Raw genomic sequence first — 20,910 nt, forward strand, 5'->3', positions numbered from 1 at the left:
CTTGAAAAGGTTCAGGCCGTTTCGGCCAGCCCGTGGCGAACGCGGTTGTAGAGGGTATAGAGCAGTAGAGCGAGAATCAGCGCCAGCGCCAGGTTGATCCACAAGGCAGGCAGCAGGCCCGTGGCGACGCCTGCACCGATCACACCGAAGCAGAAGGCGCGATCACTCTTGCCCATCGGCCCGTCATAGCGTCGCGAGGCGCCGACCATGGGGCCGAGCACGCCGGCGTATTCGCTGATCACCGCCATCACTACCACCAGGATCACCAGCAGCGGCGAGACGCCAGGCAACAGGGCGAAGGGCAGATACAGGGCACTGTCGGCGATCACGTCGCAGAGTTCGTTGAGGTAGGCGCCGAGCTTCGATTGCTGGCCGAACTCACGTGCGAGCATGCCGTCGACGGCATTGAGCGCCATGCGCAGCAGCATCCACAGGGGGATCAGGGCGAATAGCCAGATGATGTGGCTGAAGATTGCGAGCAGGGCGCCGAGCAGCACGGAGACCACGGCCGCGGCCAGGGTCACCTGGTTGGCGGTGACGCCGCGCGCGTAAAGGCGTTCAACGCCGGGGCGCAGCAGATTCTGGAAGGCCGGTTTGAGCTGGTAGATCGACGGCATGGCAGTGAATTCCCTTTACTGATCCAATCATCGGCCATCGTAGCGGGCGAGACTGTGCGCTCGTCGAGGCTTGTATCAATGCGTGTCAGGGGTTGATGCGCTCTGGCTTTTACACACTCGCAGTGAGCAGCCCCGAGGGTCGTTGTGGCGAAGCGCCTCGCCACAACTTATACCCTGTTACGAGATTTTCCTAGCGCGGTCGATTCGCCCGGTAAATCAGCTAGATAGAAGCGATGATGGCGCTTTGATTGCATTTGCTGCACAGCTTATCCACAGATCAGGCCGTTTCGCCCAGGCGGCTCAGCTGCGGTTCTTCGCCCCGCAGTTCGGCCTGCTGCTGGCAGGCCCACTGGAAGGCACGTTCATTGAGTTCGGCGATGGCGCGCGGGCCCTCGCCTTCGGCGTACATCGGCTTGCCGATGATCACCTGGATGGTGCCCGAGCGTTTGCCCCAGCCCGCCTTGGGCCAGAACTCGCCGGCATTGTGCGCGATGGGCAGTACCGGCAGGCCGGCATTCACCGCCAGGGCCGTGCCGCCACGGGAAAACTTGCCGATCTGCCCTGGGGGAATGCGTGTACCTTCGGGGAATACCAGTACCCAGGCGCCCTGCTTGAGACGCTCGTCGCCCTGCTTGGCCAACTGCTTGAGTGCGGCTTTGGGGTTGCTGCGGTCGATGGCGATGGGCTTGAGCAGCGCCATGCCCCAGCCGAAAAACGGCACGCGCAGCAGCTCGCGCTTGACCACCTGTGACAGCGGCTCGAAATAGGCGGAGAGGAAGAAGGTTTCCCAGGTGCTCTGGTGGTTGGCGAGGATCACGCAGGGGCGCTCGGGGATGTTTTCCACGCCACGCACGTCATAGCGGATGCCGACGATCACCTTGGCCAGCCACACCGCGCAGCTGCACCAGGCCTGGACGACGAAGCGGTAGCGTTGGCGGAATGGCAGCAAGGGGGCGACCACCAGGCTGATCAGGCACCAGAAGAACGAGCTGGACGACAGCAGCAGGTAGAAAAGCGTGACTCTGAAAGCCTGCAGGATCGCCATGAAGCTTCGCACCTTATGAGAGCAGTCGATCGGCGACAGCCGCCAGATCGTCGAATACCAGGGTTCCTGGCGGCAACGGCTTGGCCAGGGTACGTTCGCCCTTGCCGGTTTTCACCAGCACAGGCTGACAATCGACGGCCAGCGCGGCCTGCAGGTCACCGCTGGTATCGCCGACGAACCAGATTCCTGCCAGATCCGTGGCGTAGTGCGCAGCGATCTGTTTGAGCATGCCCGGTTTTGGCTTGCGGCACTCGCAGCCATCATCCGGGCCGTGCGGGCAGTGGACGATCAGGCCGACTTCGCCGCCCTGCTCGGCCACCAGCTGGCGCAGGCGCGCGTGCATCGACTCCAGGGTCGCCAGGTCGTAATAGCCACGGGCGATGCCGGACTGGTTGGTGGCCACGGCCACCGTCCAGCCCGCCTTGGACAGGCGTGCGATAGCGGCGATCGACGAGGGGATCGGAATCCATTCGTCGAGCGTCTTGATATAGGCGTCGGAGTCTTGGTTGATGACACCGTCGCGGTCGAGGATGAGTAACTTCATGAACAGGCCTTAGGCTGCAAGCCACAGGCCGCAGGCCCGGCTGCATTGCCTGCAGCCTGTGGCCTGAAGCCTGTAGCCAGTGGGCGTCAGCCCAGCACCGAAATATCCGCCACGCCGAGGAACAGCCCGCGCAGACGGGCCAGCAGGGCGTAGCGGTTGGCGCGCACGCGCGGGTCTTCGGCGTTGACCAGCACCGCTTCGAAGAAGGCGTCCACCGGCTCGCGCAGGCTGGCCAGCTTGGCCAGGGCCTCACTGTACTGACGCGCAGCGGCCAGCGGTTGTACCGCATGGTCGGCCTGCTGGATGGCGGCGTGCAGGGCGAATTCGCTGGGGTTATCGAAGTAGTGCGCCTCGACCTGGGCGGCGACGCCGCCTTCGGCCTTGCTCAGCAGGTTCGACACGCGCTTGTTGGCGGCGGCCAGGGCAGCGGCCTGCGGCAGCTTGCGGAAGGCCTGAACGGCCTGCACACGCTGGTCGAAGTCCAGCGGCGAGGTCGGGTTCACCGCACGTACGGCCTGGTACACGGCGACTTCGATGCCTTCGTCTTCGTAGCGCGCACGCAGGCGGTCGAAGATGAATTCCAGCACCTGGGCGGCCAGGCCGTCGGTCTTGACCTTGCCGGCGTACTGGGCGACAGCGAAGTCGACTGCAGCGGCCAGATCCAGATCCAGGCCCTTCTCGATCAGGATGCGCAGCACGCCGAGGGCGGCACGGCGCAGGGCGTAGGGATCCTTCGAGCCGGTCGGCAGCATGCCGATACCGAAGATGCCGACCAGGGTGTCGAGCTTGTCGGCCACCGCCACGGCCGCACCGGTCAGGGTGCTTGGCAGTTCGGCACCGGCGCCGCGCGGCATGTACTGCTCGTTCAGGGCCAGGGCGACGTCCTGCGGCTCACCGTCGTTGAGCGCGTAGTAGTAACCGGCGATGCCCTGCATCTCGGGGAATTCGCCAACCATCTCAGTGGCTAGGTCGCACTTGGACAGCAGGCCGGCACGGGCGGCGCGTTGGGCGTCGCCACCGACTTCGCGGGCGATAAAACCGGCGAGCGCCGATACCCGTTGCGCCTTGTCGAATACCGAACCGAGTTGGGCCTGGAATACCACGTTGGCCAGGCGCTGGTTGAAGCCTTCGAGCTTCTGCTTCTTGTCCTGCTTGAAGAAGAACTCGGCGTCGGTCAGGCGCGGACGCACGACTTTCTCGTTGCCGGAGACGATCTGCGCCGGGTCCTTGGACTCGACGTTGGCCACGGTGATGAAGCGCGGCAGCAGCTTGCCGTTCGCATCGAGCAGGCAGAAGTACTTCTGGTTGTCCTGCATGGTGCTGATCAGTGCTTCCTGCGGCACCTCGAGGAAGCGCTCCTCGAACGAGCAGACCAGCGGCACCGGCCATTCGACCAGCGCGGTGACTTCATCCAGCAGTGCCGGCGGCACGATGGCCGTGCCCTGCTCGGCGGCGGCCAGTTCGTCGACGCGGCGGCTGATGATCTCGCGGCGCTCGGCGAAATCGGCCAGCACGTAGGCGCTGCGCAGGTCTTCGGCGTAGCTGGCCGGGCTGCTGATGCGCACATCGCGGTTGGCGTGGAAGCGGTGGCCGCGGGAGACGCGACCGGCTTTTTGCGCAAGGATCTCGCAGTCGACCACGGCGTCACCGAACAGCATCACCAGCCACTGGGTCGGGCGCACGAATTCGTCGCGGCGGGCGGCCCAGCGCATACGCTTGGGAATCGGCAGGTCGTCCAGCGAGTCCTGCACGATGGTCGGCAGCAGGCTCACCGCCGGCTGGCCGGGGATGTGCTGGGCGAAGCGCAGTTTCGCCCCGCTGCGGTCGATCTCGGCGATGTCCACGCCGCACTTGCGGGCGAAGCCCAGAGCGGCCTGGGTCGGGTTGCCGTCGGCGTCGAAGGCGGCCTGGATGGGCGGGCCGTCGAGGTTCATGCTGCGGTCGGCCTGCTGCTCCTCGAGCTGCTCGATCAGCACCGCCAGGCGACGCGGCGCGGCGTACACGCGGCTCGCTGCATAGCCCAGGCCGGCGGCCTTGAGGCCTTTCTCGATACCGGCGAGGAAGGCATCGCCGAGGCTCTTCAGGGCCTTCGGTGGCAGCTCTTCGGTGCCCAGTTCGACCAGGAAATCTTTCGCACTCATGCTTGCGCCTCCAGCTTGGCCAGTACTTCGTCACGCAGATCGGGGGTGGCCATGGGGAAGCCGAGTCGGGCGCGGGCCTGCAGGTAGCTCTGCGCCACGGCGCGCGCCAGGGTACGCACGCGCAGGATGTACTGCTGGCGCGCGGTCACCGAGATGGCGCGGCGTGCGTCGAGCAGGTTGAAGGTGTGCGAGGCCTTGAGCACCATCTCGTAGGTCGGCAGCGGCAGTTGCAGCTCGATCAGACGGTTGGCTTCGCTCTCGTAGAAGTCGAACAGCTCGAATAGCTTCTCGACGTTGGCGTGCTCGAAGTTGTAGGTGGACTGCTCCACCTCGTTCTGGTGGAACACGTCGCCGTAGGTCACGGTGCCGAACGGGCCGTCGGTCCAGATCAGGTCGTAGACCGAGTCGACGCCCTGCAGGTACATGGCCAGGCGCTCCAGGCCGTAGGTGATCTCGCCGGTCACCGGGTAGCACTCGATGCCACCAACCTGCTGGAAGTAGGTGAACTGGGTGACTTCCATGCCGTTGAGCCAGATTTCCCAGCCCAGGCCCCAGGCGCCGAGTGTGGGCGATTCCCAGTTGTCTTCGACGAAGCGGATGTCATGCACTTCCGGGTCGAGGCCGATGGCCTTCAGCGAACCCAGGTACAGCTCCTGGAAGTTCTCCGGATTGGGCTTCAAGACCACCTGGAACTGGTAGTAGTGCTGCAGGCGGTTGGGGTTCTCGCCGTAGCGGCCATCGGTCGGGCGACGCGAAGGCTGCACATAGGCGGCGTTCCAGGTCTCCGGGCCGACGGCGCGCAGGAAGGTGGCGGTGTGGAAGGTGCCGGCGCCCACTTCCATGTCGTAGGGTTGCAGCACCACGCAGCCCTGCTCGGCCCAGTAGTTCTGCAGGGCCAGGATCAGGTCCTGGAAGGTGCGCACGGCAGGCTTGTTCTGGCTCACGAAAAAATCACCTGTGGAGGCTTGCGAGGGAAAGCCGGGGAGTATATCGAAACTCGGCGCAAGCCGCAGGGTACGGCACATCGGCATCATCCCTTGTTGCTAGTGACTGTATTTATATCCAGCTATTTTGTGGTTATAGTCGCCGCTTCATCCTGACCGAGGCTTTTCGCCATGCCCCGTTGCTTCTGGTGTACCGACGATCCGCTGTACCAGGCCTACCACGACGAGGAGTGGGGCGTGCCGCAGCGCGATGCCCGGCAACTGTTCGAGATGCTGCTGCTCGAAGGCGCGCAGGCCGGGCTGTCGTGGATCACCGTGCTGAAGAAGCGCGAGCGTTATCGGCAGGTGCTGCACGGCTTCGATCCGGAGCGTCTGGCGCGCCTCAGTGACGAGGAAATCGAGGTTCTGATGCAGGACCCCGGCATCATCCGCAACCGCCTCAAGCTCAAGGCCGTGCGGCAGAACGCCCAGGCCTGGCTGAAGCTGGAAGACCCGGTAACCTGGCTCTGGTCGTTCGTCGGCGGCGCGCCGAAGATCAACCACTTCAGCGACCGCAGCCAGATGGTGGCGGTGACGCCCGAGGCCGAGGCGATGAGCAAGGCGTTGCGCAAGGCCGGTTTCAACTTCGTCGGGCCGACCATCTGCTATGCCTTCATGCAGGCCACGGGTATGGTGATGGACCACTCCACTGACTGCGACCGCTACGCGCAACTGAAGGGCTCATGACCACCATCACCACCCTGGACGAACTGCAGGCCGTTTACGGCGACAGCCACGAGCGCTCGCGGCGCAAGGAGCTGCCGCGGCTGATCGAACCCTACCGCGCGCTGATCCAGGCCTCGCCCTTCGTGGTGCTGGCCAGCGCTGGCCCGGATGGCCTGGACTGTTCGCCGCGGGGTGATGCACCGGGCTTCGTGCACATCCTCGACGACCAGACCCTGCTATTGCCGGATCGCCCGGGTAACAACCGCATCGACAGCCTGCGCAATATCGTCCTGAACCCACAGGTGGCGCTGTTATTCCTGATTCCGGGCGTCGGCGAGAGCTTGCGAGTCAACGGCCGCGCCGAAATCTCCCTCGATCCCGAGTTGCTGGAACTGGGTCGGGCTCAGGGCAAACTGCCACGTAGCGTGCTGCGTATCCGCATCGACAGCTGTTACTTCCAGTGCTCCAAGGCGGCGGTGCGTTCCGGACTGTGGGATGTCTCGCGCCAGGTCGAGCGCGCCAGTCTGCCCAGTGCTGGTGATATCTTCCGCTGCATCTATGACGAGTTCGATGTCGAGGCTTACGAGCGAGACCTGCAGCAACGCCTTCGGACGAGCCTGTACTGACTGGTCCGCCATGCGCCGCTACAATTGGCGCTTTTCTGAGCGGTTGGAGTCTGTTGTGGAAAAACTCAAGGGCGCCCTGGTGGTGGGTTTCCTGCGCCTGTTCGCACTGCTGCCCTGGCGCGCCGTGCAGGCCGTGGGCAACGCCATCGGCTGGCTGATGTGGAAGCTGCCGAATGGCTCGCGCGACGTGGTGCGCATCAACCTGAGCAAGTGCTTCCCCGAGCTTAACCAGGCCGAGCTGGACAAACTGGTCGGGCAGAGCCTCAAGGACATCGGCAAGACCCTGACCGAAAGCGCCTGCGCCTGGATCTGGCCGGCGCAGAAATCGCTCAAGCTGATTCGCGAAGTGGAAGGCTTGGAGGTGCTGGAGAAGGCCCTGGCCTCGGGCAAGGGCGTGGTCGGCATCACCAGCCACCTGGGCAACTGGGAAGTGCTCAACCACTTCTACTGCAACCAGTGCAAACCGATCATTTTCTACCGCCCGCCGAAGCTCAAGGCGGTCGACGAGCTGTTGCAGCAGCAGCGCGTGCAGATGGGTAATCGCGTCGCGCCGTCGACCAAGGAAGGCATCCTCAGTGTCATCAAGGAAGTGCGCAAGGGCGGCGCCGTGGGTATTCCGGCTGACCCGGAACCGAGCCGTTCGTCGGGTGTTTTCGTTCCCTTCCTCGGCACCACGGCGCTGACCAGCAAGTTCGTCCCCGGCATGCTTACCGGTGGCAAGGCGGTCGGTGTGTTCCTGCATGCGCTGCGTCTGCCCGATGGCAGCGGCTACAAGGTGATCCTCGAGGCGGCGCCCGAAGGCATGTACAGCGAGAACGTCGAAGAAGGCGTGGCGGCCATGAGCGAAGTGGTATCGCGCTACGTGCGCAACTACCCGAGCCAATACATGTGGAGCATGAAGCGCTTCAAGAAACGCCCGGACGGCGAGGCCAAGTGGTACTGACGTACTGCCAGTGAGCACGATGATGAACGAAGGCGCCTCGATGGCGCCTTTTTTCTGCCACATGCTGGGCGCCTGGACGCGAATGCGCTATTAAAGGCGACATCGCTCGTCCAATCACATGGAGCTGTCATGCCGAACCAGCGTCAGCAGGTGCGTACCCCGATGAAGTGCCGGATCAAGATCAGCCACCCCAGCTTTGGTGAGCTGCTGGCGCAGACCCGTGACCTGTCCGATAGCGGTGTCTATGTGAAGCACCCGGACATGACCAGCCTGACAGTCGGCACCGAGGTCACCGGCCAGGTGCAGGATCTGCCCTTTCCTGCGCCGGTATTGAAGATGGAAGTGATGCGCGTGGACGCCGAAGGAGCCGGCCTGCGGTTTCTCGGCGAAGCCTGAACGGCATAGCCGGGCCGGACGTTCGCAACGAATGTTTCGGATAAATGGAACATTTTGTTACATCTGTGCTCTGATCAAGGCCTCACTCCGAGGTGGCGTCCATCAGAGGCGTTTTCGACATGAGTCGAGCGGTACCCGAACTTCCCGCCCAGGGCGCTGATGCGCCTGATCTGCTTTCTTCTTCTCAACCTGGCTGGCTGCAAGGCAACCGCCACCTGATCGGCCTTGGTCTCTCGCTGCTGTTGTTCGGCCTGGCGCTGGTTGCCTGCTGGCACCTGGTGCGCGAGATCAACCCGGATCAGGTCCGCGAATCCCTGGCGGCGGTGTCGCCGCAGGCGCTGTTCGGCGCCCTGCTGGCCACTGTGCTGGGCTTTGCGGTGATGCTCGCCTACGAGTGGTCGGCCAGCCGCTATGCCGACGTCGACCTGCCGCCGCCGACCCTGGCGCTGGGCGGCTTCTGCGCTTTCGCCATCGGTAACGCCGTGGGCCTGTCGGCGCTGTCCGGCGGTTCGGTGCGCTATCGCCTATACGGGCGCAATGGGCTGAGCGCGGGCGATGTGGCACGCATGAGCTTGTTCGCCAGCCTGTCGCTGGGTGTCAGCCTGCCGATCCTCGCGGCGCTGGCGGCCCTGTTCGACCTTGAGGATGCCTCGGCCGCGCTGCGTCTTTCCGAGCCGGTGCTGGCAGTCGTGGCCGTCGCCGTGCTGGTCGCCGCCGCGGCCGTGGTGCTGCTGGTCAGCCGTAAACGCCTGGCCGAGCGCCCCGCCCCTGGCTGCTGGCAGGTCGATCTGGGACGTTTCAGCCTGCGTCTGCCGGGCTTGCGCATGAGTTTGACGCAGCTGTTGATCAGCAGCCTGGATGTACTGATTGCCGCCAGCGTGCTGTACCTGTTGCTGCCCGAGGCACCACCTTTTTCCTCCTTCGTGCTGATCTACATGCTGGCGCTGGCAGCCGGTGTGCTGAGCCATGTGCCGGGCGGTGTCGGGGTGTTCGAGGCGGTGCTGCTGGCGGCCTTTTCCTCGCGCATCGACCCGGCCGGGTTAGTTGCGGCCATGCTCCTCTATCGCCTGCTCTATGTGGTGCTGCCACTGGTGGCGGCCGGGCTCCTGCTGCTGGCTGCCGAGGCGCGTCGCCTGTGGTTCCCGCGGCAAGTGGCGCGCATGGCCAGTGGTATGGCGGTACCACTGCTGGCGCTGCTGGTGTTCTGCGCTGGCGCGGTGCTGCTGTTCTCCGGGGTAACGCCCACTGTGGACGAGCATCTGGAGGCCCTGGGTTTTCTCATGCCGCCGCAATTGATCGCCGCCTCGCACCTGGCGGCCAGCCTGGTCGGCACGCTTTGTCTGCTGCTGGCGCAAGGGCTGCGCCGGCGCCTGTCGGCAGCCTGGGCACTGACTCTGGTGCTGCTCTGCCTGGGCGTGGTGTTGTCGCTGCTCAAGGGCTTCGACTGGCCGGAGGCTCTGGCCCTGGCGGCCATCGCCGGCTTGCTGGCGCTGTTTCGCCGCGAGTTCTACCGGCGTAGCCGGCTGATGGATGTACCGGCATCCGGCCTGGCGCTGGCCGCCACGGTCGGGGTGATCGCTGCCTCGGTGTGGCTGCTGCTGTTCGCCTATCAGGATGTCGCCTACAGCCACCAGTTGTGGTGGCAGTTCGAGCTGGATGCCAACGCTCCGCGTGGCCTGCGGGCGGCGCTGGGCAGTGCCCTGGTGCTGCTGGCGGTCAGCCTGACCTGGCTGCTGCGCGCCACGCCGCCAAGTATCAGCCTGCCGGACGAGGATGCGTTGCTGCGTGCCCGTGCCATCGTCCAGGCCTCGCGCCAGCCTGAGGGTAGCCTGGCACTGAGTGGTGACAAGGCGTTGCTGTTCCATCCCGATAGCGAAGCTTTCCTCATGTACGCCCGTCGCGGGCGCAGCCTGGTGGCACTGTTCGACCCCATCGGCCCGCCTGCGGCGCGTGCCGAGCTGATCTGGCAGTTCCGCGACCTCTGCGACCGCCACCATGCGCGGCCGGTGTTCTACCAGGTGCGCGCGGAGAACCTGCCCGGTTACATCGATATCGGCCTGACTGCGCTGAAGCTCGGTGAAGAGGCGCTGGTGGATCTGAAGACCTTCGACCTGGCCAGCAATGGCAAGGAGATGAAAGCCCTGCGCTACACCTGGAATCGCGGCCAACGCGATGGCCTGAGCCTGGAGTTCCACGCGCCCGGTCAGGTGCCGATGGAGGAGCTGCAGGCGATTTCCGATGCCTGGCTGGAGGGCAAGAACGTGCGCGAGAAGGGGTTTTCCCTGGGCCGCTTCAGCCCCGAATACCTGGCGCATTTTCGTGTCGTGGTGGTGCGCTTCGAGGGCCGCGCGGTGGCCTTCGCCAACCTGCTGGAATGCGAGACGCGCGCTGTGGCCAGCCTCGATCTGATGCGCGTGCTGCCGGATGCGCCGAAGTCGACCATGGAGTTTCTCATGCTTGGCCTGATCCAGCAGTTTCAGAGCGAGGGCTATGCGCGTTTCAGTCTCGGCATGGTGCCGCTGGCCGGCCTGCAGACGCGCAAGGGTGCGCCGCTGCCGCTGCGTCTCGGCGCGATGGTGTTCGACCGTGGCGAGAACTTCTACAACTTCCAAGGCCTGCGCCGCTTCAAGGACAAGTTCCTGCCGCAGTGGGAGCCGCGTTATTTGGCCGTGCCGGCCGGGCTCGACCCCTGGGTGGCATTGGCCGACACCGCAGCGTTGATCGCGGGCGGCCTGGGTGGACTGGTGAGGCGATGAGATGAGCAGGACGACAAGGACGCTGGGTGGGTTGTTGCTGGTTACGGCTCTGGCTGCAGGCGCTGTGGGTTGGTGGTGGTCGATGCGTGCGCTACCGCATCTGCAGACGGTGCAGATACAGGGCACATCGGCGCAACTGTTGAGCCAGGGCGAAGCGCGTCAGCGTGTACTGCTACTCGCGCCGGCCGAGCAGGCGCTGGATGAAACCACGCTACGCCGTTTTGCCGAGGGCGGCGATCTGCGCCTGCTGCAATTGCCCTTCGTGGCAGGCGACTGCAAGGCGCAACAGCAGCTGATCAGTCAGGCCAGCGAGGCGCTGGGCGGCGCGCCGACCCTGGTCGCCGGTATCGGCCCGGCAGCAGCCTCGGCCTGGCGCTGGCTGGCGGCGCAAAGCGACGACCAGGCTCAGGCGCTGTCGGTCGGCTTCGACCTGGCCAAACTCGATTGCGCCGAGCCGCTGCCCCAAAGGGCGGGGCACGGTCACTGGATCGCCCTGTGGAACGACAATCCGGGTGATGACAACGCCCGCTTCCTGCGTGAGCAGCAAAACGGCGAGCCGCGCATCGGTACGTTGGGCACGCCGCTGCCAACGCTGCTGGCCGATCAGTTGCAGCATTTGCTCGCCGGCCAGGGCGCGGCGATGCCAGTGATCGAGCATCCCTCGGCGCAACCGGCCGATACCCTGACCCTGTTCTATTCCGGTGATGGTGGCTGGCGCGATCTGGACCGAGCATCGGCTGAACACATGGCCGCCGCCGGTTATCCGGTGGTGGGCATCGACACCCTGCGCTACTACTGGCAGCACAAGAGCCCCGAACAGAGCGCCGCCGACCTGTCGCGGCTGATGCAGCAGTACCGCGACAAATGGCAGGTGAAACGCTTCGTGCTGGCCGGCTACTCGTTCGGTGCCGATGTGCTGCCGGCGATCTACAACCGCCTGTCGGCCAGTGATCAGCAGCAGGTCGACGCGATATTGCTGCTGGCCTTCGCCCGCAGCGGCAGCTTCGAGATCGCCGTCAGCGGCTGGCTTGGCAAGGATGGCGCGGAAGCACCGACCGGGCCGGAACTGCGCAAGGTGCCGGCAGCCAAGGTGTATTGCATCTATGGCAGCGAGGAGGCGGTCGAGAGCGGCTGCACCGAAGCCGGTGCCCCGGGCGAGCACCTGATGATCAAGGGTGGGCACCACTTCGATGGTGATTACGCCGCGCTGGCGCAGAAGATGCTGGCGGCGATCAAGGCGCGGCAGCAGCCTTAAGAGCACGTCCTTGTAGGAGCGGATTCATCCGCGAAAGATCGCGGCTAAAGCCGCTCCTACGGAAACGGCAGAGCGCTCTGATAGCTGCGACAGCCTTGCTACCCCGTCGCCGCTGAAGTGCCTCCCACAGATCTACATTCGGTCGCCTCAGTGCGCCTCGTTCACTGCACTGAGAAAGGCCTGCGTGCGCTCCTGCTGCGGGTTGCCGAACAGTTTCTCCGGTGTACCTTGCTCATGAATGCAGCCCTGGTGGAAGAAGCACACGCGGTCGGCGAACTCGCGGGCGAAGCCCATCTGGTGGGTAACCATCAGCATGGTCAGGTTGTGCTCGCTGCCGAGACGGCGGATCACGTTGAGCACTTCGCCGCATAGCTCGGGGTCGAGCGCTGAGGTCACCTCGTCGAACAGCATCACCTTCGGCCGCATCGCCAGGGCGCGGGCGATGGCCACGCGCTGCTGCTGCCCGCCGGATAGCTGCGAGGGGAAGTGGCGCAGTTTCTCACCAAGGCCGACCATCGCCAGCAGCTGCTCGGCGCGTTCGGTGGCTTCCTTCTTACTCATGCCGAGTACCTGAACCGGCGCCTCGATGACGTTCTGCAAGGCGCACATATGCGGGAACAGGTTGAAGCTCTGGAACACCATGCCGATCTTGCCGCGCACCTTGCGCTGGTGGCTGGCGCTGGCCGGAACCAGATGACCGTCGCGACCGGGCATGTGGGTCAGCGGCTGGTCATCGACGCTGATCACGCCTTCATCAATGCTCTCCAGGGTCATCAACGCACGCAGCAGGGTCGACTTGCCTGAGCCGCTGGGGCCGATGATCGCCACCTTCTCGCCGGGAGCGACATCCAGATTGAGCTTGTTGAGTACGGTCAGGTTGCCGTAACGCTTGGTCACGTCGGTGAAGCGGACGATAGGCTGGGCCATGGAGGAACTCCCTGCAGCAGCGGTCGAGTTGAGAAATGCAGTCATCGGGCAGAGACCTCCAGGCGATCCTCCATGCGCCGCACGCACCAGGCCAGGGCCAGGCTGAGCAGCAGGAAGAAGATGCCGACCATGGTGATGGGCTCGAGGTAGCGGAAGCTCTCCGAGCCGATGTTCTTGGCTTGTTGCATGATTTCCACCACGGTGATCGCCGACAGCACCGGGGTGTCCTTGAGCATGGCCACCAGGTAGTTGCCCAGCGCTGGCAGGATCGGCCTCAGCGCCTGCGGCAGGATGATCTGCCGGTAGGCCGACAGCGGCGACATGTTCAATGCCGTCACCGCCTCCCACTGGCCGCGTGGCACCGCGTCGAGGCCGGCGCGGTACACCTCGGCGGTGTAGCAGGCGTAGTGCAGGGCGATACCAAGGATGCCCGCCTGCAGCGCAGTGAGGTTCAGCCCGTAGTTGGGGAATACGTAGAACAGGAAGTACACCTGGATCAGCAGCGGTGTGCTGCGGATGAACTCGATCAGCCCGGCCACCGGCCAGGACAGCCACAGGTGCTTGCTGCGTCTGGCGATGGCCAGCAGCAGGCCGGCGACGATGGCGATGGCGAAGCCGGCGAAGGTGATCAGCAGGGTATTGAGCGAGGCCTTGAGCAGGTCCGGGAGGATGCTCAGGGCGAAATCCCAGTCGAAGAAATTCATTGCAAGCCTCCGCGCATCCGGCCACGGCTCAGGCGTTTTTCCAGCAGGCGCATGCCGAGGTTGATCACCTGGGCCATGACGAAATACAGCAGCAGGGTCAGGGCGAAGATCTCCAGGGTCATGAAGGTCGCCTGGTCCAGCTGGCGGGCGCGGAAGGCCAGGTCGGACAGGGTGATCAGCGAGACCAGCGAGGTGTTCTTCAGCAGTTCGATCAGCAGGTTGGTGCCGGGCGGGATCGCTGCCAGCAGTGCCTGCGGCAGGATGATGCGCATGAAGCGTTTCGACGGTCGCATGTTCAGCGCCGTGCAGGCCTCGTACTGACCCTTGGCCACCGAGCGGATGGCGCCGCGCATCACTTCCGCGCCATAGGCGCCGATGTGCAGGCCGAGGCCGACGACGGCCACGGTGAAGGCGCTCATCTCGACGTTGAACGGCGGCATCGGCAGCACGAAGTACAGCCAGAACAGCTGCACCAGCAGCGAAGTGCCGCGAAAGATTTCGATATAGGTGATCGCCAGCCAGCGCAGTGGGGCGATGGGCGACAGCCGGCCCAGGGCGGCGATCACTGCCGAGACGATGGCCAGCAGCGAGCCCCAGAAGGTGACTTGCACGGTGACCCAGGCGCCTTGCAGCAGCAGGGGAAGAAGATCGGTCATGAATGTCTACCGCTCGATGGACGCAAGCGCGCCACGCACCGAAGTGCGCGGCTTGATCCGTTCATTACTGGCCGCAGAGTTCGGCGGCGGTCTTGTCGGTGATGTTGGACTGGTCGAAACCGAAGGGCTTGACCGTGGCCAGGTGATCCTCGCTGCCGATCCATTCCTTCAATTGGGCATTGACCGCATCACGCAGCTCCTTGTCTTCCGGGCGGAAGGCCAGGGCGCCGTAGCCGGTGTGGGCCGGATCGTCCTTGAACTCGCTGATGGCTTCGACGCTGTCGCCGCCCTTGTCGGCCAGGCCCTTCATGGTCAGCTGAGTGCCGACCGCGGCATCGGCGCGACCGGCGCGCACGGCCTGCAACTGCGCGGTAGTGTCCGGCACCTGGAGGATCTGGTCGTCGCTGATGCCGGCGTTACGGGCATAGCCCAGGTTCACCGTGCCGGACATGATCGCCAACTTGGCGCCGCTCTTGGCGATGTCTTCGTAGCTGTGCAGGTTCTTCGGGTTACCGGCCTTGGTCAGCAGCGTATCGGGCAACTGGTAGTGCGGGTCGGTGAACAGCACCTGCTTGCAGCGTTCGGGAGTGATGTACATGCCGGCGGCGATCAGGTCGAAGCGGCTGGCGCGCAGGCCGGGGATCAAGGAGCCCCATTCGGTGAGCACCGGGTTGATCTTCTCCACGCCCATGCGCTCGAAGATCTTCTTGACGATTTCTGGCGACTCGCCGGTGACGCTGCCGTCGAGGGCGGTATAGGCGAACGGCGTTTCGTTGGCGTAACCGATGCGTACGCTGCTGCTGTCCTTGACCTTGTCCAGCGTGGACGCCTGGGTGCCGGTAGCAAAACCGGCGATCAGTACGGAGGCCAGTGCGAGGTGGCCGAGTCGGGAGGGAATAACGCTGCTCATCGTGGTGTTCTCCTGTTTCTTGTAGTCCGCCAATGGCGGCGTGCTGTGCTAGGAGGCAGGTAAATCAAGAGCGTTGGTGACGCGCTGTGCGTCGGGTGGTGTTGTTAAAGGTCTGTTTCCACCCATGGTCCGAGCATACAAAGGCTTTTTTCGCTGCGGCATTGCACTAGGACAATTGAATCGCAAGGCTGCTCGCGGGATGCTGGGGCCTCGTCGCCGGAGAGAGCCATCGATGCACAACTGGAAGAAGGCCTTGGCCAACGCTCGCCCGGGCGAATCGAAATACAAGCTGCTGGTTCAGGCGGTCGCCGCCGACATCGAACAGGGTACCCTGATCGACGGTCAACGGTTGCCACCGCAACGTCAGGTTTCAGATGCGCTGGGCATCAGCGTGCAGACCGTGACCAATGCCTACAAGGAGTTGGAGCGCCAGGGCCGCGTGCGTTGTGAGGTGGGCCGTGGCAGCTTCGTCTCGCGGCGCACCAGCGAGCGCGTGGCCACCAGCATGCTCGATAGCAGCGAGCAGGCGCTGATGGACTTTTCCAATGCACGCATCCTGCACACCGACGCCCACGATCGTCTGTGGCGGCAGACCTGTCTGGAGCTGGCGCAGGAGCCGGATCAGCCGTGGATTCACGCCTTCCGCCCGATTGCCGGCATGCAGCACCAGCGCGAGGCCGCGGTGCGCTGGCTGGCGCGTCTGGGCATGAACGTGGGCATCGAGGACGTGCTGCTGACCAGCGGCGCCGCCCACGGTATTTTCCTCGCCCTGGCTACCCTGGCCGGTCCGGATGACGTGGTGCTCTGCGAAGGCCTGACCGACCACGGCGCCATCGGCAGCTCGCAGGTGCTCGGCTTCACCCTCAAGGGCCTGGAGATGGATCGCTACGGCCTGAACCCCGAGCATTTCGAGGACATGTGCGGTAACGAACGAATCACCGCTTTGGTTTGTACGCCCAACCTGAACAACCCGACCAGCGCGCTGATGCCCGACGAGCGCCGCCGCGAGATCGCCGAGATCGCCCGCCGCTATGGCGTGTACATCATCGAGGACGACGTCTACGGCCCGCTGCTTGCCGGCCAGCAGGCCACGCGGCCACTGAGTCACTACGCGCCGGAGCTGTCGTTCTATTGCACCAGCATGACCAAGTCGGTGCTCACCGGTCTGCGCATCGGTTACCTAGTGATGCCCAAACGCCTGGCCCTGCGCACCGAGAGCATCCTGCGGGTCAACAGCTGGATGGCGCCTTCGCTGCTCGGGGAGATCGCCACGCGCTGGATCGACTCCGGCGAGGCCGAAGATCTGGTGCAGTTGCAGCGGCAATTGCTGGCCAACCGGCAGGCGTTGGTGGAGCAGGAGCTGGGCGAACACCTGATCGGCAACCACCCCTATTCGCTCAACAGCTGGCTGCGTGTGCCCGAAGGCTGGGAGACCGATGGCCTCCTGCGCGAACTACGCCGGCGCAATGTCGCGCTGACTCTGCCCGACCCGTTCGTTCCGCCCGGCATGCCGCGTCCGCGAGCGGTGCGCCTGTGCGTCGGCGCCGAATGCAGCGAAGCGAAGATGCGCCAGGGCGTGCAGATCGTGCGTGACGTCTTCGAGCAGTACCCGAAGGTGCATGATTTTTGAGTGGGCGGTTGGCCATTTCGAGGATTGAGAGCAGTAGAAAAACCTGAGCTCTTGCGCGTGTAGTTGAGTCTTTTCGGCTGGCCGAACATGTAGCGATTTAGGGGATTAGGCCTTGCTCACGAGCTTTAACCAACATCCTTTCGATTGAATCGATGTGAGCGCCGCAGTGACCAATCAAATTGTATTCATTGCTCAAACCATACTTGGCCAGGTCCGCGGCAATTAGCTGGTAGTCCATGTTCCTCATGGTGCCTGAAGCTAGCACCTCAACCTTAGGCCAAGGATCAAAATCAGTCTCTTGCCAGCGCGAGTGGTCGACTTCTGATCCTTCTTTGGCCACTACAATATCGTACTCACGCTCTATCAAACGGCTTTCAGTTGGTACTGGCCCCACATGCTCAGAGTGGCCACGAATGCCTTTGAACGCGACGATGTAGGTGTACTCATTGCACAGTTGCTGCAGCGCTTTATCAGTTTTTAATTGCTTCGCGTCACTGAATGCGTACTGCACAGCTGCCCTTGAACTGGAGAGGCAAGCACTGAAATGGCGGCCGAACTCAACAGGGTCAAACTGCGACCTGCGCATATCTTGGAGGTAGGCTTTCGCGTGACTGAGGGTGGTTTGGTATTTATCCATGCAGTGCATTTCCTGACGAGCAGATCGACAGCAGGTATTGGAAAAATACACCGGGCAAAAAGGAACACCTACCTGCTCACTCACAAGCCAGATAAAAAATCGTCCTAGTACATTCAGCCGCTCAATTTCCCGCTCATACACTCGGCCGCACACCTTCACGGAACGTGCGCCATGTCTTCCATCACCGCCGACGATCTACTCAAGGCCCGCCAGCGTATCGCCGGCCTGGTGCGCCAGACGCCGCTGGAGCACTCGCCGAGCCTGAGTCGCCTGGCCGGCGTGCCGGTGTGGTTGAAGCTGGAATCGCAGCAGGCCACTGGCAGCTTCAAGCTGCGTGGTGCGAGCAATGCTGTGGCGCAACTGGATGCCGAGCGCAAACGCCTCGGCGTGGTCACGGCCTCCACCGGTAACCATGGCCGGGCGCTGGCCTTCGCCGCCGCGCAGCAGGGCGTGAAGGCCATCGTCTGCCTCTCCGAGCTGGTGCCGCAGAACAAGGTGCGCGCCATTCGTGAACTGGGCGCCGAGGTGGTGATCAGCGGTCGCAGCCAGGACGACGCCCAGCTGGAAGCGCTGCGTATCGCCCGCGAACAGGGCGCCGCATTTATCCCGCCGTTCGACCATCCGCATGTGATCGCCGGCCAGGGCAGCCTGGGCCTGGAGATTCTCGAGCAGTGCCCCGACGTTTGCGAAGTGCTGGTGCCGTTGTCGGGTGGCGGCCTGTTCGCGGGCGTGGCGCTGGCGATCAACGCGGCCAGTCCGGCGATTCGCACCCATGGCATCAGCATGCAGCTGGGCGCCGCCATGCATGCCAGCCTCGAGGCCGGCGAACCGGTCGAGGTAGAGGAACTGCCAACCCTGGCCGATTCCCTCGGCGGCGGTATCGGTCTGGATAACCGCTTTACCTATTCCATCACCCGCGAGCTGTGCGACGAGGTTCATTTGCTCGACGAGGCGTCCATCGCCCGTGGCATCCGCCACGCCTACCGCGAAGAAAGGCTGGTGGTCGAGGGCGCCGCAGCGGTCGGCATCGCCGCTCTGCTCGATGGCCTGATCGAACCGCGTGGCCCGGTGGTGGTGGTGATCAGCGGCCGCAATATCGATATCGATCAGCACCTGCGCGTGCTCAACGGCGCCGACGCCTGAGGAGTCCCCATGGCCAAGACCCTGATTCTCAACCAGGCCGACCTGCGCGACTGCGTCGGCCTCGACACCGACAGCCTGGCAGTGGTGGAAAACGCCTTCCGCCTGCTGGCCACTGCCGCCGTGGCGATGCCGCCGATCCTGCGTCTGGACGTGCCCGAGCATAACGGCGAGGTGGACGTGAAGACCGCTTACCTGCCCGGAGTGGCGCACTTCGCGATCAAGGTCAGCCCCGGTTTCTTCGACAACCCCAAGCTTGGCCTGCCCAGCCTCAATGGCCTGATGATGCTGTTCTCGGCACAGACCGGCCTGGCCGATGCGCTGCTGCTGGACAACGGCTACCTCACTGCCGTGCGCACTGCCGCCGCCGGCGCTATCGCCGCCAAATGGCTGGCCCGCGAAGATGCCAAGGTGGTCGCCATCCTCGGTGCTGGCGAGCAGGCGCGCCTGCAGCTGCAGGCCCTGCGTCTGGTGCGCGAGGTGCGCGAGGTGCGTATCTGGGCGCGTGATCCCGCCAAGGCCCAGGCCATGGCTGCCGAACTGAATGATGCACGCGCCGTGGACAGCGTCGACGCGGCGCTCGATGGTGCCGATATCGCCATCACCACCACGCCCAGTCGCGAGCCGCTGATCCAGCCGCAGCACCTGCGCTCCGGCCTGCATATCACTGCCATGGGTTCGGATGCCGAGCACAAGAACGAAATCGCTCCGGCCGTACTGGCGCGGGTCGATGCCTACGTGGCGGATCGCCTGAGCCAGACCCGCGTGCTTGGTGAGCTCAATCACGCCATCGCCGCCGGCCTGGTGCATGCCGAGGATGACTTCGCCGAGCTCGGCCAGGTCATCGCCGGCCAGCGTCCCGGTCGCACCGCGCCCGAGCAGATCACCCTGTGCGACCTGACCGGCACCGGCGCTCAGGACACCGCCATCGCCAGTCTTGCCTACCAGCGCGCCGTCGCGGCCGGCAAAGGCCTCAGTTTCGATTCCTGAAACCTGCGGGCGCGGCACGCCGCGCCTGAATAACCGTTCCATCACGAGGGCAACGCAATGTCCGAAATCGTCGTCAACCTCCCCTTCAGCCGGGAGGAATATGCCCAGCGCCTGGCCAAGACGCGCAACGCCATGCAGGCCAGGGGCATCGAGCTGCTGATCGTCACCGATCCGTCCAACATGGCCTGGCTCACCGGTTATGACGGCTGGTCGTTCTACGTGCACCAGTGCGTGCTGCTGGCGCTCGATGGCGAGCCGGTCTGGTACGGTCGCGGCCAGGACGCCAACGGCGCCAAGCGCACGGTGTTCATGCAGCCGAGCAATATCGTCGGCTACCCCGACCACTACGTGCAGTCCACCGAGCGCCACCCGATGGACTACCTGTCCAAGGAGGTCATCGACGCCCGTGGCTGGGACAGGCTCTGCATCGGCGTCGAACTGGATAACTACTACTTCAGCGCCGCCGCCTATGGCTCGCTGCAGCGCAACCTGCCGAACGCGCGTTTCGTCGATTCGACTGCGCTGGTCAACTGGCAGCGGGCGATCAAGTCGCCCACCGAGATCAGCTACATGCGCGTCGCGGCGAAGATCGTCGAGCAGATGCACGCGGCGATCTTCGACAAGATCGAGCCGGGCCTGCGCAAGAACGAGCTGGTGGCCGAGATCTACCGCACCGGCATCCTCGGTGCAGACGGCCATGGCGGCGACTATCCGGCCATCGTCCCGCTGCTGCCCACCGGCGCCGATGCCAGCGCGCCGCACCTGACCTGGGACGACTCGCCGATGATCAGCGGCGCCGGTACCTTCTTCGAGATCGCCGGTTGCTACAAGCGCTATCACTGCCCGCTGTCGCGCACCATCTACCTGGGCAAGCCGCCGCAGCATTTCCTCGACGGCGAGAAGGCTGTGGTCGAAGGCATCGCCGCCGGCCTGGAAGCAGCCAAGCCGGGCAATACCACCGGCGATATCGCCCGCGCCTTCTTCAAGGTGCTGGAGAAGTTCGGCATCCACAAAGACAGCCGCTGCGGCTACCCCATCGGTATCAGTTATCCACCGGACTGGGGCGAGCGCACCATGAGCCTGCGCCCGAGCGACGAGAGCGTGCTGCAGCCGGGGATGACCTTCCACTTCATGCCCGGCCTGTGGCTGGACGACTGGGGCCTGGAGATCACCGAGTCGATCCTGATCACCGACAGCGGCGTGGAAACCTTCTGCGACGTGCCGCGCAAACTGTTCGTGAAGGACTGATCCTGTGGCTGCCGCTCCACCTGTAGGAGCGGCCGGGCGGTGATCCGCTTTAGCCGCGAAGTTTTCCAGTCGCGGCTAAAGCCCCTCCCACAATGA

General features: G+C 64.4%; 20 protein-coding genes. 10 read left to right on the forward strand and 10 right to left on the reverse strand.

The features are described 5' to 3' along the window. Window positions 1–11: 11 nt before the first annotated feature. The 5 genes from EL191_RS00230 to glyQ form a co-directional block, all read right to left on the reverse strand. Window positions 12–617 (reverse strand): CDP-alcohol phosphatidyltransferase family protein, encoded by a 606-nt coding sequence (locus tag EL191_RS00230; RefSeq protein ID WP_013713195.1) that lies wholly within the window; start codon window positions 615–617, stop codon window positions 12–14. Between the two features lie 277 nt (window positions 618–894). Beyond that, a complete protein-coding gene (locus tag EL191_RS00235) occupies window positions 895–1,662 on the reverse strand; it encodes a lysophospholipid acyltransferase family protein (protein ID WP_013713196.1) in 768 nt (255 codons plus the stop codon). A 13-nt stretch (window positions 1,663–1,675) separates the two neighbouring features. Continuing rightward, complete coding sequence (gmhB, locus tag EL191_RS00240) at window positions 1,676–2,212, reverse strand: D-glycero-beta-D-manno-heptose 1,7-bisphosphate 7-phosphatase (protein WP_172825370.1); 537 nt, start codon at window positions 2,210–2,212, stop codon at window positions 1,676–1,678. 80 nt (window positions 2,213–2,292) lie between these two features. Continuing rightward, window positions 2,293–4,347, reverse strand: a complete 2,055-nt coding sequence (glyS, locus tag EL191_RS00245) for a glycine--tRNA ligase subunit beta (protein WP_041975672.1) — start codon at window positions 4,345–4,347, stop codon at window positions 2,293–2,295. Beyond that, window positions 4,344–5,291, reverse strand: coding sequence for a glycine--tRNA ligase subunit alpha (glyQ, locus tag EL191_RS00250; RefSeq protein ID WP_041975674.1), 948 nt, complete (start codon window positions 5,289–5,291; stop codon window positions 4,344–4,346). Before glyQ ends, glyS begins: the two co-directional genes overlap by 4 nt. A gap of 171 nt (window positions 5,292–5,462) precedes the next feature. Here glyQ and EL191_RS00255 point away from each other — a divergent pair, with 171 nt between their 5' ends. From EL191_RS00255 to EL191_RS00280, 6 genes are all read left to right on the forward strand, one after another. After that, complete coding sequence (locus EL191_RS00255) at window positions 5,463–6,017, forward strand: DNA-3-methyladenine glycosylase I (RefSeq protein WP_013713200.1); 555 nt, start codon at window positions 5,463–5,465, stop codon at window positions 6,015–6,017. Beyond that, window positions 6,014–6,622, forward strand: coding sequence for a pyridoxamine 5'-phosphate oxidase family protein (locus tag EL191_RS00260; protein WP_013713201.1), 609 nt, complete (start codon window positions 6,014–6,016; stop codon window positions 6,620–6,622). The genes EL191_RS00255 and EL191_RS00260 overlap by 4 nt, the downstream gene beginning before the upstream one ends. A 55-nt stretch (window positions 6,623–6,677) precedes the next feature. Continuing rightward, window positions 6,678–7,565, forward strand: a complete 888-nt coding sequence (locus EL191_RS00265) for a lysophospholipid acyltransferase (RefSeq protein ID WP_041975676.1) — start codon at window positions 6,678–6,680, stop codon at window positions 7,563–7,565. A 129-nt stretch (window positions 7,566–7,694) separates the two neighbouring features. Next, window positions 7,695–7,961, forward strand: coding sequence for a PilZ domain-containing protein (locus EL191_RS00270; RefSeq protein ID WP_013713203.1), 267 nt, complete (start codon window positions 7,695–7,697; stop codon window positions 7,959–7,961). 119 nt (window positions 7,962–8,080) lie between these two features. Then, complete coding sequence (gene mprF, locus EL191_RS00275) at window positions 8,081–10,717, forward strand: bifunctional lysylphosphatidylglycerol flippase/synthetase MprF (RefSeq protein WP_041975678.1); 2,637 nt, start codon at window positions 8,081–8,083, stop codon at window positions 10,715–10,717. 1 nt (window position 10,718) lies between these two features. After that, complete coding sequence (locus EL191_RS00280) at window positions 10,719–11,972, forward strand: virulence factor family protein (protein ID WP_394298136.1); 1,254 nt, start codon at window positions 10,719–10,721, stop codon at window positions 11,970–11,972. Window positions 11,973–12,119: 147 nt separating this feature from the next. Here the strand turns inward: EL191_RS00280 and ehuA are convergent, their stop codons facing one another. The 4 genes from ehuA to ehuB form a co-directional block, all read right to left on the reverse strand. Further along, entirely contained in the window at window positions 12,120–12,944 is an 825-nt protein-coding gene (ehuA, locus tag EL191_RS00285; RefSeq protein ID WP_269471908.1) for an ectoine/hydroxyectoine ABC transporter ATP-binding protein EhuA, read from the reverse strand. Then, window positions 12,941–13,603: an ectoine/hydroxyectoine ABC transporter permease subunit EhuD gene (gene ehuD / locus EL191_RS00290; protein ID WP_041975682.1), complete on the reverse strand. Its 663-nt coding sequence runs from the start codon at window positions 13,601–13,603 to the stop codon at window positions 12,941–12,943. Before ehuD ends, ehuA begins: the two co-directional genes overlap by 4 nt. Next, window positions 13,600–14,259, reverse strand: coding sequence for an ectoine/hydroxyectoine ABC transporter permease subunit EhuC (ehuC, locus tag EL191_RS00295; RefSeq protein ID WP_041975684.1), 660 nt, complete (start codon window positions 14,257–14,259; stop codon window positions 13,600–13,602). The genes ehuD and ehuC overlap by 4 nt, the downstream gene beginning before the upstream one ends. A gap of 64 nt (window positions 14,260–14,323) precedes the next feature. Then, window positions 14,324–15,169 carry an ectoine/hydroxyectoine ABC transporter substrate-binding protein EhuB gene (gene ehuB, locus EL191_RS00300; protein ID WP_013713209.1) on the reverse strand — a complete coding sequence of 282 codons (846 nt, stop codon included), beginning with the start codon at window positions 15,167–15,169 and terminating at the stop codon, window positions 14,324–14,326. A 232-nt stretch (window positions 15,170–15,401) separates the two neighbouring features. On the opposite strand from ehuB, the gene ehuR reads away from it, so the two are divergent. Then, window positions 15,402–16,799 (forward strand): MocR-like ectoine utilization transcription factor EhuR, encoded by a 1,398-nt coding sequence (ehuR, locus tag EL191_RS00305; RefSeq protein WP_041975686.1) that lies wholly within the window; start codon window positions 15,402–15,404, stop codon window positions 16,797–16,799. Between the two features lie 97 nt (window positions 16,800–16,896). Here ehuR and EL191_RS00310 read toward each other — a convergent pair whose 3' ends face one another. After that, the gene (locus EL191_RS00310) at window positions 16,897–17,436 is read right to left on the reverse strand and encodes a hypothetical protein (protein ID WP_041975688.1); all 540 of its coding nucleotides are present in this window, start codon (window positions 17,434–17,436) and stop codon (window positions 16,897–16,899) included. A 171-nt stretch (window positions 17,437–17,607) separates the two neighbouring features. On the opposite strand from EL191_RS00310, the gene eutB reads away from it, so the two are divergent. Genes eutB through doeA form a run of 3 tightly spaced genes read left to right on the forward strand, consistent with a single transcriptional unit; the run spans window position 17,608 to window position 20,814 of the window. After that, entirely contained in the window at window positions 17,608–18,579 is a 972-nt protein-coding gene (gene eutB / locus EL191_RS00315) for a hydroxyectoine utilization dehydratase EutB (protein WP_041975691.1), read from the forward strand. 9 nt (window positions 18,580–18,588) lie between these two features. Continuing rightward, on the forward strand, window positions 18,589–19,566 hold the full coding sequence (gene eutC, locus EL191_RS00320) for an ectoine utilization protein EutC (RefSeq protein ID WP_041975693.1): 978 nt from the start codon (window positions 18,589–18,591) through the stop codon (window positions 19,564–19,566). Between the two features lie 57 nt (window positions 19,567–19,623). After that, window positions 19,624–20,814, forward strand: coding sequence for an ectoine hydrolase DoeA (gene doeA, locus EL191_RS00325; protein WP_041975695.1), 1,191 nt, complete (start codon window positions 19,624–19,626; stop codon window positions 20,812–20,814). Window positions 20,815–20,910 lie beyond the last annotated feature (96 nt).

Source organism: Pseudomonas mendocina, assembly GCF_900636545.1.
In the GTDB taxonomy this organism is placed as follows: domain Bacteria; phylum Pseudomonadota; class Gammaproteobacteria; order Pseudomonadales; family Pseudomonadaceae; genus Aquipseudomonas; species Aquipseudomonas mendocina.

Coding starts and splice junctions, on each gene's coding strand:
- ehuC (WP_041975684.1), bottom strand. CDS start 14,259: ATGACCGATCTTCTTCCCCTGCTGCTGCAAGGCGCCTGGGTCACCGTG.
- doeA (WP_041975695.1), top strand. CDS start 19,624: ATGTCCGAAATCGTCGTCAACCTCCCCTTCAGCCGGGAGGAATATGCC.
- mprF (WP_041975678.1), top strand. CDS start 8,081: ATGAGTCGAGCGGTACCCGAACTTCCCGCCCAGGGCGCTGATGCGCCT.
- EL191_RS00270 (WP_013713203.1), top strand. CDS start 7,695: ATGCCGAACCAGCGTCAGCAGGTGCGTACCCCGATGAAGTGCCGGATC.
- EL191_RS00260 (WP_013713201.1), top strand. CDS start 6,014: ATGACCACCATCACCACCCTGGACGAACTGCAGGCCGTTTACGGCGAC.
- ehuB (WP_013713209.1), bottom strand. CDS start 15,169: ATGAGCAGCGTTATTCCCTCCCGACTCGGCCACCTCGCACTGGCCTCC.
- EL191_RS00310 (WP_041975688.1), bottom strand. CDS start 17,436: ATGGATAAATACCAAACCACCCTCAGTCACGCGAAAGCCTACCTCCAA.
- EL191_RS00255 (WP_013713200.1), top strand. CDS start 5,463: ATGCCCCGTTGCTTCTGGTGTACCGACGATCCGCTGTACCAGGCCTAC.
- eutC (WP_041975693.1), top strand. CDS start 18,589: ATGGCCAAGACCCTGATTCTCAACCAGGCCGACCTGCGCGACTGCGTC.
- EL191_RS00280 (WP_394298136.1), top strand. CDS start 10,719: ATGAGCAGGACGACAAGGACGCTGGGTGGGTTGTTGCTGGTTACGGCT.
- ehuA (WP_269471908.1), bottom strand. CDS start 12,944: ATGACTGCATTTCTCAACTCGACCGCTGCTGCAGGGAGTTCCTCCATG.
- ehuD (WP_041975682.1), bottom strand. CDS start 13,603: ATGAATTTCTTCGACTGGGATTTCGCCCTGAGCATCCTCCCGGACCTG.
- EL191_RS00230 (WP_013713195.1), bottom strand. CDS start 617: ATGCCGTCGATCTACCAGCTCAAACCGGCCTTCCAGAATCTGCTGCGC.
- ehuR (WP_041975686.1), top strand. CDS start 15,402: ATGCACAACTGGAAGAAGGCCTTGGCCAACGCTCGCCCGGGCGAATCG.
- glyS (WP_041975672.1), bottom strand. CDS start 4,347: ATGAGTGCGAAAGATTTCCTGGTCGAACTGGGCACCGAAGAGCTGCCA.
- eutB (WP_041975691.1), top strand. CDS start 17,608: ATGTCTTCCATCACCGCCGACGATCTACTCAAGGCCCGCCAGCGTATC.
- EL191_RS00235 (WP_013713196.1), bottom strand. CDS start 1,662: ATGGCGATCCTGCAGGCTTTCAGAGTCACGCTTTTCTACCTGCTGCTG.